Consider the following 16,432-nt stretch of genomic DNA (forward strand, 5'->3'; position numbering starts at 1 on the left):
TGTCCCGGTCGTCATTCCCAGCGGAACCAGCGCGAGGCCGCCGCCGTGAGCAGGACCGTCCAGCCCGCCAGCACCGCGAGGTGCAGCGCTCCGGGCCAGTCGCCCGCCGCGGCCTCGTTCAGGGCCCGGGCGGCGGCGCCGAACGGGGTCCAGCCGACGATGTCGGCCAGCAGGTCCGGCATGGCCTCGACCGGGAGCCAGACGCCCGCGGTGAACATGGCGGGGAAGAGCGTGGTCGACCCGACCGCGGTGGCGATCTTCGTGGTGCGTGAGACGGCGGAGAGCACGGCCCCCAGGGCGAGGGAGGCGAGCAGGGCGAGGAGCAGGGCGAGGAGGTAGCCGAGGGGCTGCTCGGGCAGGGCCACCCGGAAGGCGAGCCGGCCGACGGCGAGGGCGACCAGGGCGGAGAGCAGCGCGGCGGCGCCGAACACCACCATCTGTGCGGTGAGCAGGGCCGAGGGGCGCACCGGGGTGGTGGACATCCGGCGCAGGATGCCGGACTCCCGGTAGCCGGTGAGGGTGGGCGGCATGCCCTGGAGCCCTCCGACGATCAGCCCGAGGAGGACGGCGACGGGCACGTAGGCGTCGACCGGGCGCAGACCGCCGAGGCCCGGGTCGGCCTCGCGGAAGGAGGGGATGGAGCCGAGGATCGCCAGCAGCACCGTCGGGAAGAGCATGACCCAGAAGATGCCGCCGGGTTCGCGCCGGAAGAGGCGGAACTCGGATCTGAGGACCGCGGTGTCGAGGACGTCGGTGCTCATGCCGTGGCCTCCGTGAGGTCCAGGAAGGCGTCGTCCAGCGTGGCGTCGGTGACGCGCAGCTGGTGGGCGGTGACGCGGGAGCGGGCGAGGAGGGTGATGACGGCGTTGACCGTCTCGTCGGTGCCGGACAGGGTGATCCGGCCGTCCTTGTGCTGGACCGAGGCGAGCTGGGGCAGCGTGTTCAGGTCGGCGTCGTCCAGGGGCGCGGACGGGGTGAAGCTGATGACGGTGGCGCCCGCCGAGCGGCGGATCAGCCCGGAGGGGGTGTCCAGCGCGGCGACCCGGCCCTTGTCGATCACCGCGATGCGGTCGCAGAGGCGCTGGGCCTCCTCCATGAAGTGGGTGACGAGGAGGACGGTGACGCCACCCGCGCGGACGTCCTCGATGAGCTCCCACGTGTCGCGCCGGGCGCGCGGGTCGAGGCCGGTGGTGAGTTCGTCCAGCACGACGATCCGCGGGTTGCCGATCAGGGCGAGCGCGATGAACAGCCGCTGCTTCTGGCCGCCGGACAGCTTGCCGAACCGGGTGGTCAGCTTGCCGGTGAGGCCAAGCCGTTCGGCGAGCGGGCGCCAGTCGGCGGGGCGCGGATAGAAGGAGGTGTAGAGCTCCAGGGCCTCGCGGACGGTGAGTTTGGGCTGGAGTTCGCTCTGCTGGAGCTGGGCCCCGAGGACGCGGGTGACCTCCTCGTGGTCGGCGACGGGGTCGAGGCCGGTGACCCGGACGCGGCCGGCGTCGGGGACGCGCAGGCCCTCGACACACTCCACGGTGGTGGTCTTGCCGGCGCCGTTGGGACCGAGGATCCCGAAGATCTCGCCCTCCTCGACGGTGAAGGAGACACCGTCGACGGCCGCGCGGCCTCCGTAGGACTTGCGCAGATCGGTGACGTCGATGACGGACATGGCTCCAGCGTCGCGGTGCGGGCACCGCCGGCACATCGGACGAGGCGCTCGGACCGGCATCGGCCGATCGGTTGATACGGGGGTACGACCCTCCGTACGGCCCGGGCCGCGTGCGCGGGGTGGGCACGGGGTGGCGCGGGTCGTGGACGCGGGTGGTGGCCGGGGGCGGGTGGTGGCCGGGCGCGGGTCGTAGGCGCAGGTCGTAGGACCGGCGGCGGAGGGCGGTCCGGCCAAAACTCGGTGGGCAGTGTCAGCTGCGAACCGTAGGCTCGCTGCTGATGCCCACTACACCTTCTCCCCCGGAACCCCGTTCCGCCGTGCGCTCGCTGCTGCGGCTGTGGCCGTACGTGCGGCCGGTGCGGGCGCGGTTGTTCACCGCCGCGTTCATCGCCATCCTCGCCTCCTGCATCGGGCTGGTCATCCCGCTCGTCCTGAAGTGGATGGTGGACGGCCCGATCGCCGACCGGGACCCGGCGGGGGTGTGGCTCGGCGCGCTGTACCTGCTGCTGCTCGGGCTCGCCGAGGCGCTGCTGTTCGGGCTGCGGCGGTGGCTGGTGGCGCGCCCGCTCTCGCACGTGGAGGCGGAGATGCGGGCCGACCTGTACCGGCACCTCCAGCGGCTGCCGATCGCCTTCCACGACCGCTGGCCCTCGGGGCAGTTGCTGTCGCGGGCCACCACGGACCTGATGCTGCTGCGGATGTTCCTCGCCTTCCCGTTGACGTTCCTGCTGGTCAACGGCGTGACCATCCTGGTCGGCGTGATCATCATGCTGGTGCAGGAGTGGACGCTCGGGCTGGTCATCCTGGTGCCGGCCGTGCCGGTGCTGATCACGTGCGTGATCTTCGAGAAGCGGTACTCGGGGGCGGCGCGGCGGGCACAGGACCAGGTGGGCGACCTGACGACGGTCGTCGAGGAGAGCGTGCTCGGCATCCGGATCATCAAGGGGTTCGGGCGGCACCGCAGCCAGGCCATGGCGTTCCGGAAGCTGTCGGGTGACCTGCGCGGGACGGAACTGCACAAGGCGCGGCTGCTGGCCACGATCCTGGGCGTCATCGTGACGCTGCCGGAGCTGGCGATCGGCGCGGCGCTGGTGCTGGGCGCCGTGCAGGTGGCGGACGGCTCGCTGTCGGCGGGGACGCTGGTGGCGTTCCTGTCGACCGCGCTGGCGCTGCGGTGGCCGGTGGACTCCATCGGCTTCCTGCTGGCCATGAGCCAGGAGGCGGCGACGGCCACGGAACGCTACTTCGAGGTGATGGACGCGGAACCCGAGTCGGGCACCGCCGGGCCGCGGACCGCCGAGGCCGCGGGCAGCCGCACCCGCCCACGGGTCGACGACGGCGACGGCGACGGCGACGGCGACGGCGACGGCGACGGCGACGGCGGACTGGTCTTCCACTCCGTCGGCTTCCGCTACCCCGACGCGCCCGAGGGATCGCCACCCGTCCTGCACGGCATCGACCTGCACATCCGCCCCGGCGAGTCCCTCGCCCTGGTCGGCGCCACCGGCAGCGGCAAGACCACGCTCACCGCCCTCGTCCCCCGCCTCCACGAGGTCACCGAGGGCCGCATCACCCTCGACGGGCGGGACATCACGGCGATGTCCCGTGCGGAACTGCGCGCCCGCGTCGCGGTGGCCTTCGAGGAACCCACCCTCTTCTCCGCGACGGTGGGCGAGAACGTGCTGATGGGCGGCGGCACCGGCGAGGAGGACCTGACCCGTGCCCTGGCCGTCGCGCAGGCCGACTTCGCGCACGCGCTGCCCCGGGGCACGGACACCCAGGTCGGCGAACAGGGCCTCAGCCTCTCCGGCGGCCAGCGCCAGCGCCTGGCCCTGGCCCGCGCCGTCGTCGGCCGCCCGGACTTCCTCGTCCTGGACGACCCCCTCTCGGCACTGGACGTGCACACCGAGGCCGCCGTCGAGGCCGCCCTGCGCCGTGTGCTGGCGGACACCACCGCCCTCATCGTCGCGCACCGCCCCTCCACGGTCCTGCTGGCCGACCGCGTCGCCCTGCTCTCCGGCGGCCGGATCACCGCCGTCGGCACGCACCACGAACTGCTGCGCGGCAATCCCGAGTACGCCCACCTCATGTCCGGTGCCCCGGCGGGGGAACAGGAGGACCAGCGATGACGGCGGCCACCACCGCACCCGTCGAGCACGAGGACGACGACCGGACCCCGAAGGCCGGCGACCCCTTCGACCGGGACCAGCTGCCCGCGCCCCCGGGTGCCACCGGCGTCCTGCTGCGTTCCCTGCTCTCGCCCCTGCGGGGCAGGGTCGCCGTCACCGCCGTACTGCTGCTGCTGCAGCAGGCCGCGGTGCAGGCCGGCCCGCTGCTGGTGGCGTACGCGATCGACCGGGCGGTGCCGGCCTTCCGCGGCGACGACCACGGGCCGCTGATCGCGGTGGCGGTGGCCTACCTGCTGTGCGCGACGGCGTCCGGCACGCTCCAGTACGCGTTCGTCAAGGCCTCCGCCCGGGTCAGCCAGGACGTGCTGCTCGACCTGCGCGGCCGGATCTTCCGCCACGCCCAGGAGCTGAGCGTCGACTTCCACGAGCGGTACACCTCGGGCCGTCTCATCTCCCGCTCCACCACCGACGTGGAGTCGCTGCGGGAGCTGCTGGAGGAGGGCCTGCAGGAACTGGTCATGGTCATCCTCTCGGCCGTCTACATCTCGGTGCTGCTGCTCTGGCTGGACCTGGGCCTCGGTGCGGTGGCGGTGGCGTCGTTCGTGCCGCTGTACCTGCTCGTGCGGTCGTACCAGCGGCGGGCCGGGCGGGTGTACCGGAAGCGGTCGACGGCCATCGCCGCGGTGATCGTGAAGTTCGTCGAGACGATGAACGGCATCCGCCCGGTGCGCGCCTTCCGCCGGGAGGCCGCCAATGACGCGGAGTTCGCGGTGCTGAACCGCCGGCACGAGCGGACCAACGGCGACGCGCTGCTGGAGATGGCGCGCTACGTGGTCGGTTCCCGGGTCACCGCCAACACCACCGTCGCGCTGATCGTGCTGTGGGGCGCCTACCGGGTGGCGGACGGGTCGCTGGAGCTCGGCGTCCTGGCGGCGGCGGTCCTGTACCTGCGCCGGCTCTACGACCCGATCGACCGGCTCGGCATGTTCCTCAACTCCTACCAGTCGGCGGCGGCCTCGCTGGAGAAGATCGCCGGCCTGCTGGCGCAGACCCCGTCCGTGCCCGAGCCGGTGTCCCCCCGGGAACTGCCCGCGCGGCGCCCGGGCCTCCCCGGCCGCGAGGTCGTCTTCGACGACGTCCGTTTCGCGTACCGCACCGGCGGCGAGGTGCTCCCCCGCTTCGGCCTCACCCTGCCGGCCGGGCAGACCGTCGCGGTCGTCGGCTCGACCGGCGCGGGCAAGTCGACGCTGGCCAAGCTGCTCGCCCGGTTCTACGACCCCACCGACGGCCGGGTGCTGCTCGACGGCGTGCCCCTGGGCGACCTCACGGGACGCGACCTGCGGCGCGAGGTGGTGATGGTGACGCAGGAGGCGTTCCTGTTCTCCGGGACGGTCGCGGAGAACATCGCGATCGGCCGGCCGGAGGCCACGCGTGAGGAGATCGAGCAGGCCGCGAAGGAGATCGGCGCGCACGACTTCATCGCCGCCCTGCCCGACGGCTACGACACCGACGTACGCAAACGGGGTGGCCGCATCTCGGCCGGCCAGCGGCAACTCGTGGCGTTCGCCCGCGCGTTGCTGGCCGACCCGGCGGTCCTCATCCTGGACGAGGCGACCAGTTCCCTGGACATCCCCGGGGAACGGGCGGTGCAGCGGGCGATGGCGACGGTGCTGCGGGGACGTACGGCGGTGGTGATCGCCCACCGCCTGTCGACGGTGGAGATCGCGGACCGGGTCCTGGTGATGGAGCACGGGCGGATCGTCGAGGACGGCAGCCCGGCCGGACTCATCGGCGGCACCGGCAGGTTCGCGGACCTGCACCGGGCGTGGCGGGACAGTCTGGCGTAGGCGCGCGGGCCGCTACGGGGGAGGGTGACCACATGATCGACGCGTACGAGGATCCCGGCACGCCGGACTGTCGCGGCGGTGCCCGCTACCTGTGGTGGCTGGTGCTGCGGCAGCCGGGGCGGTGCGCGGCGGGCGCCGTGTTCGGCAGTGTGTGGATGGTGCTGCTGGCGGCGACGCCGTACGCGATGTCGCGGGCCGTGGACGACGGGCTGACGCCGGGGGACATGGGGGCGCTGGCGCTGTGGACCGGCGCCCTGCTCGTGGTGAACGCCTTCAACGCGTGGCTGAGCATCATGCGGCACCGGATCATGACGCGGGTGCGGATGGACGCCAACTTCCGCACGGTGAAGGTGGTCGTGGGGCACACGGTGCGGCTCGGCGCCTCGCTGGAGCGGCGTGCCGGTGCCGGGGAGGTCGTCACCATCGGGGTGGGCGACGTGCAGATGATCGCGCAGTCGCTCACGGCCGTCGGGCCGGGGGTCGGCGCGGTCGTGGCGTACGCGGTGGTGGCGGGGCTGCTGCTGTCGGTATCGCCGTTGCTCGCGGTGGTGGTGCTGCTGGGGGTGCCGGTCATCGGACTGACCGTGGGGCCGCTGACGGGTCGGCTGCGGGGCGCGGAGGCGGAGTACCGGGAGCGGCAGGGAGTGCTGACCGCGCGGATCGGGGACCTCGCGGGCGGACTGCGGGTGCTCAGCGGGCTCGGCGGGAAGCACCTGGTGTCCGACGCGTTCCACCGGGACTCGGGGCGGCTGCGGGAGCAGGGCTACCGGGTCGGGGCGGTGACCAGCTGGATCCAGGCGCTCTCCGCGGGGCTGCCGGCGCTGTTCCTCGCGGGGGTGACCTGGATCGCGGCGCGGCTGGCCGCGCGGGGCGAGATCACGGTGGGCGAGCTGGTGTCGGTGTACGGCTACGTGGCCGTGCTGGTGTGGCCGGTGATGTTCCTCATCGAGTGCGGCTACCAGCTCAGCCGGGGCGTCGTGGCGGGCCGGCGGGTGGCGGAGCTGCTGCGGCTGGAGCCGCCCGCCGACGCGGCCACCGCCGACCCGCCGGCCGAGCCGTCCGTGCTGCACGACCCGGAGTCGGGGGTGCGGGTGCTGCCGGGCCGGCTGACCGCGCTCGTCTCCGCGCGTCCCGCCGACGCGCTCGCGGTGGTGGACCGTCTCGGCCGGTACGCGCCGTCGGGCGTCACCTGGGGCGGGGTCCGGCTGGACGGGATCGCGCTCGCCCGGGTGCGGGAGCGGATCCTGGTCGCCGACCCGGAGGCCGACCTGTTCGCCGGTCCGCTGCGGGAGGTGGTGGCCGGGCCCCGGGACGCGTCCGACGAGGAGGTGCTGCGGGCGCTGCACGCGGCCGCCGCCGACGACATCGTGCGGGGGCTGCCCGACGGGCTCGCCTCGGAGGTGTCCGCGCAGGGGCGGAGTCTCTCCGGCGGGCAGCGGCAACGGCTGCGGCTGGCGCGGGCGTTGCTGGTCGATCCGGAGGTGCTGCTGGCGGTGGAGCCGACCTCGGCGCTGGACGCGCACACCGAGGCCACGGCCGCCGGCCGGCTGCGCGCGGCGCGCGAGGGCCGCACGACGGTGCTGGCGACCAGCTCGCCGCTGGTCCTCGACCGGGTCGACCGGGTGCTCTACCTGGCCGACGGCAAGGTGGTGGCGGAGGGCGGCCACCGCGCGCTGCTGGACGGCGAGCCGGGCTACCGGGCCCTGGTGGCCCGGGACGCCGAGCAGAACACCCCCGAGGAGGTACGCGGATGAGCGGGGAGCGGCTTCCCCTCGCCGGGCCCGCCGACGTGCGCCGGGCCGCGGTGGGACTGGTCCGGGCGGACCGGCGGGCCTTCGCGGGCGTCCTGGCGCTGAACGGGCTGGCGGCCCTGGCGGGGCTGGCCGGGCCCTGGCTGCTGGGGCGCATCGTCGACGAGGTCCGCTCCGGGGGCGGGACGGCGGTGGTGGACCGGCTGGTGCCGGTGATCCTGCTGTGCGCCGTCGCGCAACTGCTGCTGTCCCGCTGGGCCCGCTACGTCGGGCACCGTTTCGGGGAGCGCACGCTGGCGCGGGTGCGGGAGCGGTTCGTGGACCGGGCGCTGGCGCTGCCCTCGTCGGTGGTGGAGCGGGCCGGTACGGGGGACCTCACGGCGCGGGGCACGGCGGACGTGACCACGGTGGGCACGACCCTGCGCGACGCGGGTCCCGCGCTGCTGGTCAACGCCGTCCAGGCCCTGTTCCTGATGGGCGCGGTGCTCGTGGTGGATCCGCTGCTGGGCGCTCTCGGACTGCTCGGGCTGACCCCGATCTGGCTGGTGCTGCGGTGGTACCTGCGCCGGGCCCGTGACGCCTACCTCGCGGAGGGGGCGGCCAACTCGGACGTGGCGGAGATCGTCGCGGCGACGGCGGCGGGCGCCCGCACGGTGGAGGCGTTCCGGCTGGGGGAACGGCGGGTGCGGGCCAGTCGCGAGGCGCTGGAGGTCTCCCGGCGCACCCGGTTCCACACGCTGTTCCTGCGCACGGTGTTCTTCCCGGTGGTCGAGCTGTCGTACACCGTGCCGGTGGCCGGGGTGCTGTTGTGCGGCGGATGGCTGCACCAGCGGGGCACGGTGAGCCTGGGCGCCGTGGTGAGCGTGTCGCTGTACCTGCTCCAGCTGACCGGGCCGCTCGACGAGGTGCTCATGCGGCTGGAGCAACTGCAGGCCGGCGGCGCCTCCTTCGCCCGGGTGGAGGGGCTGGCCCGGGCTCCGCGCGCGACCGGGCGGGGCGAGGGCCCCGACCCGGCGGACGACCGCATCGAGGTGACCGGCGTGCGCTACGCGTACGACGGGGGCGGCGAGGTGCTGCGCGGCGTCGACCTGACGGTGACACCGGGCGAGCGGCTCGCGGTGGTGGGTCCTTCGGGCGCGGGCAAGACCACGCTGAGCCGGCTGCTGGCGGGCGTGGACGCGCCGACCTCGGGCTCGGTGACCGTGGGCGGGGTGCCGGTGTCCGCCCTCGACCCGGAGCGGCTGCGCCGGCAGGTGGTGCTGGTCACCCAGGAACACCACGTCTTCCTCGGGTCGGTGCGCGACAACCTGCGGATCGCCGCACCGGAGGCGGACGAGGCGCGGGTGTGGGCGGCGTTGAGCGCGGTGGGCGCCGAGGCGTGGGTGCGGGAGCTGCCCGAGGGGCTGGACACCGGGCTGGGCGAGGGCGGTCACGCCACCGACGGCCCGCAGGCGCAGCAACTGGCCCTGGCGCGGGTGGTGCTGGCGGATCCGCACACGCTGATCCTCGACGAGGCGACCGCCCTGCTCGACCCGACGACCGCGCGGCACACCGAGCGGGCGCTGGCGGCCGTCCTGGAGGGCCGTACGGTCATCGCGGTCGCGCACCGGCTGCACACCGCGCACGACGCGGACCGGGTGGCGGTCATGCAGGACGGCCGTCTCACCGAACTGGGCACACACGACGCCCTCGTGGCGTCCGGCGGGGCGTACGCCTCCCTCTGGCACTCCTGGCACGGGGACCGCACGACCGGCACGCCGACGACTTGACCGTTCGTATACCGAACCCTGACCTCCGGACAACGAACGATTTCCGGCCAATGTTTTGACGCGCTCCTGACAGCAACCGCGATCCCCTGCGACTCTTCCCACGGCCGTCGCACAGCAACCCCACAGCTCCACCCCACAGCTCCAGCCCACCGCTGCCCGGCGGCCGCGTTCAGAGCACCTCGCACTTCCGTTCTGCCCGGACGGCTCACCAGCCGGCCGGTCTCCCCAGGCCGCGCGACCCGCGGCCACGCAGAAGGAGTCAGCGTTGAGAACCAGGTCGTCCCACAGACGCACCCCCCACACCGCGCACCGCCGCGCCGCCGCCGTCGCCCTCGCCGGGGTGGCCGCGCTGATCGCCACGGCCGTGCAGTCCGGCTCCGCCACCGCCGCCCCGGAGCGGACGCCGACGGCCGCGAGCGACGCGAAGCCGGGGTCCGAGTCGGTCAGGCTCACCCCCGCGCAACGCGCCGCGCTGATCCGCGAGGCCGACGCCGCCAAGGCGCAGACCGCGAAGGACCTCGGCCTGGGCGCCAAGGAGAAGCTCGTCGTCCGTGACGTCCTCAAGGACCGCGACGGCACCGTGCACGTCCGCTACGAGCGCACCTACGACGGTCTGCCCGTCCTCGGCGGCGACCTGGTCGTCCAGGGCGACACGGCCGGCGAGGCCGCCTCCGTCGTCAAGGCCACCCGGGCCGCGGTGAAGCCCGCGACCACCACCGCCACGGTGCCGGCCGCCAAGGCCGAGCAGCAGGCCCTGTCCGCCGCGAAGGCCGAGAAGGCCGAGAGCCCCGACGTCGACCGCGCCCCCCGCAAGGTGATCTGGGCGGCCGACGGCACGCCGGTCGTGGCGTACGAGACGGTCGTCGGCGGGCTCCAGCACGACGGCACCCCGCAGGAGCTGCACGTCGTCACCGACGCCACCACGGGCGAGAAGCTGTACGAGTGGCAGGCCGTCCACAACGGCACCGGCCACACCGTCTACAGCGGCACCGTCGACCTGACCACCACGCAGTCCGGGTCGACGTACAACCTCACCGACGGCGCGCGCGGCGGGCACAAGACGTACAACCTCAACCGCGGCACCTCCGGAACCGGCACCCTCTTCTCCGGCTCCGACGACGTGTGGGGCAACGGCACCCCGTCCAACCTGGAGTCGGCCGCCGCCGACGCGCACTACGGGGCCGCGCTGACCTGGGACTACTACAAGAACGTGCACGGCCGCAGCGGCATCCGCGGCGACGGTGTGGGCGCCTACTCCCGGGTCCACTACGGCAACAACTACGTCAACGCGTTCTGGTCCGACAGCTGCTTCTGCATGACGTACGGCGACGGCTCGGGCAACGCAAACCCGCTGACCTCGATCGACGTGGCCGCACACGAGATGACCCACGGTCTCACCTCGAACACCGCGGGTCTCGTCTACAGCGGTGAGTCCGGCGGCCTCAACGAGGCGACCAGCGACATCTTCGGCGCGACCGTCGAGTTCTACGCCAACAACTCCTCCGACGTCGGTGACTACCTCATCGGCGAGGAGATCGACATCAACGGCGACGGCACGCCGCTGCGCTACATGGACAAGCCCAGCAAGGACGGCGCGTCCAAGGACTACTGGTACTCGGGCATCGGCAGCGTCGACGTCCACTACTCGTCCGGTCCGGCGAACCACTTCTTCTACCTGCTGAGCGAGGGCAGCGGCACCAAGACCATCAACGGTGTCACCTACAACTCGGCCACCTCGGACGGCCTGCCGGTCACCGGCATCGGCCGCGCCAAGGCGGAGAAGATCTGGTTCCGCGCGCTCACCACGAAGTTCACCTCCACCACCAACTACGCGGGCGCCCGCACCGGCACCCTGGCGGCGGCCGGTGAGCTGTACGGCACGACCAGCGCCGAGTACAAGGCCGTGCAGGACGCCTGGGCGGGCGTCAGCGTCGGCTCCCGCCCCGGTGACGGCGGTGGCGGCGGCACCTCCTTCGAGAACACCGCCGACGTGTCGATCCCGGACTACGGTTCCGCGGTGACGTCCCCGGTCACCGTCACCGGACGGTCGGGCAACGCGCCGTCCAACCTCCAGGTCGCGGTCGACATCGTGCACACCTACAGCGGTGACCTGATCGTCGACCTGGTCGCCCCGGACGGCACGGTGTACAACCTGCGCAACCGCACCGGCGGCTCCGCGGACAACATCAACCAGACCTTCACGGTCAACGCCTCCGCCGAGACCGCCAACGGCACCTGGCAGCTGCGCGTGCAGGACCGGGCACGCTACGACACCGGCTACATCAACAGCTGGAAGCTCACCTTCCCGTAGACCGGGGACACGTCCCCCGAGCGGCGCCCCGCCTTTCTCCACGGCGTGGGCGCCGCCCTACTCTTGGGTCCCATGTCTTCGGCGGACTTCACCTACGACCACGTCGGCGCGACCCGGGACCCCGGTTTCTGCCCTCCCGGCTTCCACCCCCTGCGGGTGCGCACCCGCCTCGGCGAGGGCGAGGCGGTCTTCCGGCAGGCCGCGGAGGCGCTGCTCACCTGGGAGCTGCACCGGGAACTCGGTGTCGGCATCGAGACCGGCGCCGACCGGGCGGCCCCCGGCGTCGACGTCACCATCACCCTCGCGGGGGTGGTCAGGGCGCCGTGCCGGGTGGTGTGGACGGTGGAGGAGTACCGCAGGGCGGGCTGGGCGTACGGCACGCTGACCGGGCACCCGGAGAGCGGCGAGGAGGCCTTCGTGGTGGACCGCACCGGCGACGGGACGGTGTGGCTGACCGTCTCGGCGTTCAGCCGGCCGGCCCGCTGGTACTCCCGCGCGGGCGGTCCGGCCACCCGTGGCCTCCAGCACGCCTACGCCCGCCGCTGCGGCAAGACCCTCCGCCGCCTCGCCACTCAGGGCCTCAAGGAGTTCTGACACCCCCGGCTTCCCCAGGTGCCGGCCTGCGGGCAGTCGTGCCGCAGGGCGGGACGGGTGGGCGCCGGGGGTCCCCCCTCCGGGGGTCCCCCCTCCGGGGGGAGACCCCGGCGGGACGCGGCGCGCCCACCCGCGCGACCCGCCACGCACCCCGGGTCACGGCACGGCCCTCACCGCATCAGCACCCCGGCCCCCTCCACCACGTCCTCCGACGGCACCGCCAGCAACCCCGGCTCCGCCCCGGAAGCCAGCAGCCGGTGACTCGGCAGGATCCGGACCGTGTACCCGAACGGCCCCGTCCGGTCCAGCGTCAGCGGCCCCTCGTACACCCAGCGCCCCTCCTCGTCCGCCGCCCCGACCGGCTTGAGCGGCACGGCGGCCGCCCCGGCGATCCGGTCCTCCTCGTCCACCCGCCCGGACACCGCCTGCACCTCGACGTCCTCCGGCTTCAGCCCGCCGAGCGTCACCCGCACCCGCAGCCCGAGCGTGCTGCCGAGTTCCGCCGTGGCCGTCGCCACGGACGTCTCGACGTGGTCGACGGCCACCCCGTGCCAGGCGGCCCGCACCCTCGCCTTCCACCCGGCCAGTGCCCGCGCGGACTCCGGGTCCATCGCACGGTGCGCGTGGGCCGCGGGCGCGTACAGCCGCTCGACGTACTCCCGGACCATGCGCCCGGCGAGCACCTTCGGGCCGAGCAGGCTCAGCGTCCGCCGCACCATCTCGATCCAGCGGTCCGGCAGCCCGCTGCGCCCGCGTTCGTAGAAGGAGCGGGTCACCCGCTGCTCCAGCAAGTCGTACAGCGCCGCGGCCTCTATGTCGTCGCGCCGGTCCGGATCGTCCCCCACTGCCGAAAGCGTGGGGGTGCCCCCGACCGCGCCGTCCGCGGTGGGGATGGCCCACCCGAAGTCGGGCTGGAACCACTCGTCCCACCAGCCGTCCAGCACCGACAGGTTGAGGCAGCCGTTCAGCGCGGCCTTCATGCCGCTGGTGCCGCACGCCTCCAGCGGCCTGAGCGGGTTGTTCAGCCAGATGTCGCAGCCGGGGTAGAGCTTCTGCGCCATGGCCATGCCGTAGTCGGGCAGGAACACGATCCGGTGGCGCACACGCGGGTCGTCGGCGAAGCGGACCAGTTCCTGGATGAGCCGCTTGCCGCCGTCGTCCGCCGGGTGCGCCTTGCCCGCGATGACGATCTGCACCGGCCGCTCGGGGTGCAGCAACAGGTCCGTCAGCCGGTCCCGGTCGCGCAGCATCAGCGTCAGCCGCTTGTACGACGGGACGCGCCGGGCGAACCCGATGGTCAGCACGTCCGGGTCGAGCACGCCGTCGATCCAGCCCAGCTCGGCCGTCCCGGCGCCGCGCTGCCGCCAGGAGGCGCGCAGCCGTTCGCGGACCTCCAGCACCAGCAGTTCCCGCAGGGAGCGGCGCAGCTCCCAGATCTCCTCGTCGGGGATGTCCGCGACGGAGTCCCAGCGGTCGGAGTCGCCGATGCTCAGGGCCTCCTCGGCGCGCTGGGTGCCGATCTGGCGGGCGCCGAGCCGGAACACCTCGGGGGCGACCCAGGTGGGCGCGTGCACCCCGTTGGTCACGGAGGTGATGGGCACCTCCTCCGGGTCGAAGCCGGGCCACAGGCCGGAGAACATCTCCCGGCTGACCCGGCCGTGCAGCAGGGACACCCCGTTGGCGCGCTGGGCCAGCCGCAGCCCCATCACCGCCATGTTGAACAGGCCGGGCTCGCCGCCGGGGTAGGTCTCCATGCCGAGCCGGAGGATGCGGTCGACCTCCATGCCGGGCAGTTCGGCGTGCGGGCCGAAATGCCGGGCGACCAGTTCGCGGTCGAAGCGGTCGATGCCGGCCGGGACGGGCGTGTGGGTGGTGAACACGGTCCCCGCCCGGACGGCCTCCAGCGCGGCGTCGAAGTCCAGTCCGTGGGCGCGCAGTTCGGCGATGCGTTCCAGGCCCAGGAAGCCGGCGTGGCCCTCGTTGGTGTGGAACACCTCGGGCTCGGCGTGCCCGGTGAGGCGGCAGTAGGCGCGCACCGCGCGGACACCTCCTATGCCGAGCAGCATCTCCTGGAGCAGCCGGTGCTCGCTGCCGCCGCCGTAGAGCCGGTCGGTGACCCCGCGCTCGCCGAGGTCGTTCTCCTCGACGTCGGAGTCCAGCAGCAGCAGCGGGATCCTGCCCACCTGGGCCAGCCAGATCCGGGCGCGCAGGGAGCGGTCGCCCGGCAGGGCGAGGGTGATCCGGGCAGGTGTGCCGTCGGCCTCCTTGAGCTGGTCCAGGGGCAGCTCGTTGGGGTCGAGGACGGGGTAGTGCTCCTGCTGCCAGCCGTCCCGGGACAGGGACTGGCGGAAGTAGCCGTGCCGGTACAGCAGCCCGACGCCGATGAGGGGGGCGCCGAGGTCGCTGGCGGCCTTCAGATGGTCGCCGGCCAGGATGCCGAGCCCCCCGGAGTACTGCGGCAGCGCGGCCGTGATGCCGAACTCCGGGGAGAAGTAGGCGACGGCGGCGGGCGGCCGGCCGGGCTGCGCCTGGTACCAGCGGTCGCCGGTCATGTAGGCGCGCAGATCGTCCGCGACCGCCTCGAGGCGGCTCAGGAAGTCACGGTCCCCGGCCAGCTCGGCGAGCCGCTCGGGCGCCACGCTGCCGAGCAGCCGTACGGGGTCGCCTCCGGCGGCCGCCCAGCGCTCGGGGTCGACGGAGCGGAACAGGTCCCGGGTCCCGGCGTGCCAGGACCAGCGCAGATTGCGGGCCAGATCGCTCAGCGGCCGGAGGGATTCGGGGAGCACGGGTCGGACGGTGAATCGACGGATCGCCTTCACAAGCCACCTCGGCGCGTTCGTGAGAGACGCGGTGTGCGTCCGGGCATCCCTGCCGACAGTACCGGCGCGGGCACGGTCCGCGCGGGAGGCCGGGGGACACGGGTACCTCCACAGCCCTGTCCAAACGATTCACCTCAGGACGGACATGGCCGATTCCGCCCCCATGGGCGCCCTTGTCGCGCTTCGCCCCCGCGTCGCGCACCGCCCTCCCCCGCCTCCGGCGTCACACCACGGTCGCCGCGGGCGACGTGGAGGGGCCGCCCTCCGGTGCTCGCCGACGGGAGCGGACGGGGCCGTCACGGCCCGCGCGGGCGGCCGGCAGGACAAGAATCCGGCCTTTTCCCACCACGGTCCGGCGCCGGTTTCGTCCGGTCCGGGGGCGCCGGTCACCTCGGTGCCGGTTCGGGGCGCCGTCACGCGCGCCACGTGCGCCGGTACGGCGGCGGCCTCCCCGCACACGGTGGCGCCGCCCCTCGCCGGGCACCGGCGGGCGACGCCGGGGAAGGGGACGAAAGCACTGGTCGACGGGGTGTGGAGCGGGAAGGCGCCGGGGTGCGGGGCCGGCTCGCGGAACCGGTTCCTCAGGGTCCCGGGCCCGGGCGGGGGCCCGGGCGCGGGGCCTCGCGCCGGTGACCCCGGCGTGACCCCCGCCCGAGTGGGCACGAGCCCAGCAGGGACCCTCCGGGGGCCGTCTCCGACGCGTGCGGACGGGGCCGGTCTTGTGTGTCGACATACGCGTGAGTAGTTAACAAAGTGCCGGATTGCCCACCCGAACAGTGTGGGAAGGCTCCTGCGGGTACACCCCACAGAAACCCCGCAGGACCCACCTCCCCACAGTCATCAGCCCACCGACGTTGACGCGGACAGGAGCGGTCATGCCCGCCAAGCACCACTCGTCCTCACCCCCGACGCACGGGGCCCCGGCCCCCGTGGACGCAGGCGCCGGTACGTCTCCCGGCCGCCGCGCCGAGACCGGCCCCCCACCCGTCACCGCCCCCGCACCACCGTCCGGCGCCGCCGCGGCGACCGCCGTGGGACGCATACCCGTGCTGGACGTGCGGCCGGTGGTCCGGCAGGGACGCCGGCCGGCCAAGGCCGTCACCGGCGAGACGTTCGAGATCTCGGCCACGGTGTTCCGTGAGGGGCACGACGCGGTGGCCGCCAACGTGGTGCTGAAGGATCCCGGGGGGCGGCCGGGGCCGTTCACGCCGATGCGGGAGCTGGCGCCCGGCACGGACCGGTGGGGGGCGACCGTCATCGCCGGCGAGCCCGGCCTGTGGACGTACACCGTGGAGGCCTGGGGCGACCCGGTCACCACCTGGCGGCACCACGCGCGGATCAAGATTCCGGCGGGCATGGACACGGAGGCCGTCCTGGAGGAGGGCGCCCGGCTGCACGAGCGTGCGGCGGCCGGGGTTCCGGACTCCGCGTCGAGAGAGGTGCTGCTCGGGGCCGTGGCAGCGCTGCGGGACGAGAGCCGTCCGGCGGCGTCCCGGCTGGCGGCGGCGCTGACGCCGGAGGTGGAGGCGGTGCTGGCCCGGCATCCGCTGCG

General features: G+C 74.0%; 10 protein-coding genes. 7 read left to right on the top strand and 3 right to left on the bottom strand.

The genetic code is table 11. From position 1 onward, the window contains the following. Positions 1 to 11: 11 nt before the first annotated feature. Together IE118_RS21760 and IE118_RS21765 are read right to left on the bottom strand one after the other, a co-directional pair. A complete protein-coding gene (locus tag IE118_RS21760) occupies positions 12 to 761 on the bottom strand; it encodes an ABC transporter permease (RefSeq protein ID WP_189559650.1) in 750 nt (249 codons plus the stop codon). Beyond that, entirely contained in the window at positions 758 to 1,660 is a 903-nt protein-coding gene (locus IE118_RS21765) for an ABC transporter ATP-binding protein (RefSeq protein WP_189559651.1), read from the bottom strand. Before IE118_RS21765 ends, IE118_RS21760 begins: the two co-directional genes overlap by 4 nt. A 278-nt stretch (positions 1,661 to 1,938) precedes the next feature. Between IE118_RS21765 and IE118_RS21770 the strand changes: the two genes are divergently transcribed. The 6 genes from IE118_RS21770 to IE118_RS21795 all read left to right on the top strand — a co-directional run bounded on the left by IE118_RS21770 (position 1,939) and on the right by IE118_RS21795 (position 12,061). Then, the gene (locus IE118_RS21770; RefSeq protein ID WP_189559652.1) at positions 1,939 to 3,789 is read left to right on the top strand and encodes an ABC transporter ATP-binding protein; all 1,851 of its coding nucleotides are present in this window, start codon (positions 1,939 to 1,941) and stop codon (positions 3,787 to 3,789) included. After that, positions 3,786 to 5,636 carry an ABC transporter ATP-binding protein gene (locus IE118_RS21775; protein ID WP_189559653.1) on the top strand — a complete coding sequence of 617 codons (1,851 nt, stop codon included), beginning with the start codon at positions 3,786 to 3,788 and terminating at the stop codon, positions 5,634 to 5,636. The genes IE118_RS21770 and IE118_RS21775 overlap by 4 nt, the downstream gene beginning before the upstream one ends. A 32-nt stretch (positions 5,637 to 5,668) precedes the next feature. Continuing rightward, positions 5,669 to 7,390, top strand: coding sequence for an ABC transporter transmembrane domain-containing protein (locus tag IE118_RS21780; RefSeq protein WP_189559654.1), 1,722 nt, complete (start codon positions 5,669 to 5,671; stop codon positions 7,388 to 7,390). Next, positions 7,387 to 9,156: an ABC transporter ATP-binding protein gene (locus tag IE118_RS21785; protein ID WP_189559655.1), complete on the top strand. Its 1,770-nt coding sequence runs from the start codon at positions 7,387 to 7,389 to the stop codon at positions 9,154 to 9,156. The genes IE118_RS21780 and IE118_RS21785 overlap by 4 nt, the downstream gene beginning before the upstream one ends. 265 nt (positions 9,157 to 9,421) lie before the next feature. Further along, positions 9,422 to 11,467: a M4 family metallopeptidase gene (locus IE118_RS21790; protein ID WP_189559656.1), complete on the top strand. Its 2,046-nt coding sequence runs from the start codon at positions 9,422 to 9,424 to the stop codon at positions 11,465 to 11,467. Positions 11,468 to 11,539: 72 nt separating this feature from the next. After that, on the top strand, positions 11,540 to 12,061 hold the full coding sequence (locus IE118_RS21795) for a DUF1990 domain-containing protein (RefSeq protein ID WP_189559657.1): 522 nt from the start codon (positions 11,540 to 11,542) through the stop codon (positions 12,059 to 12,061). Between the two features lie 170 nt (positions 12,062 to 12,231). On the opposite strand, the gene IE118_RS21800 is transcribed toward IE118_RS21795, so the two are convergent. Next, the gene (locus IE118_RS21800; protein WP_189559658.1) at positions 12,232 to 14,880 is read right to left on the bottom strand and encodes a glycosyltransferase family 1 protein; all 2,649 of its coding nucleotides are present in this window, start codon (positions 14,878 to 14,880) and stop codon (positions 12,232 to 12,234) included. An 875-nt stretch (positions 14,881 to 15,755) separates the two neighbouring features. Here IE118_RS21800 and IE118_RS21805 point away from each other — a divergent pair. Then, positions 15,756 to 16,432, top strand: a 677-nt coding sequence (locus IE118_RS21805; RefSeq protein WP_189559659.1) for a maltotransferase domain-containing protein, incomplete at its 3' end; no start/stop codon positions are given.

The organism is Streptomyces pilosus (assembly GCF_014649835.1).
Classification (GTDB): domain Bacteria; phylum Actinomycetota; class Actinomycetes; order Streptomycetales; family Streptomycetaceae; genus Streptomyces; species Streptomyces pilosus.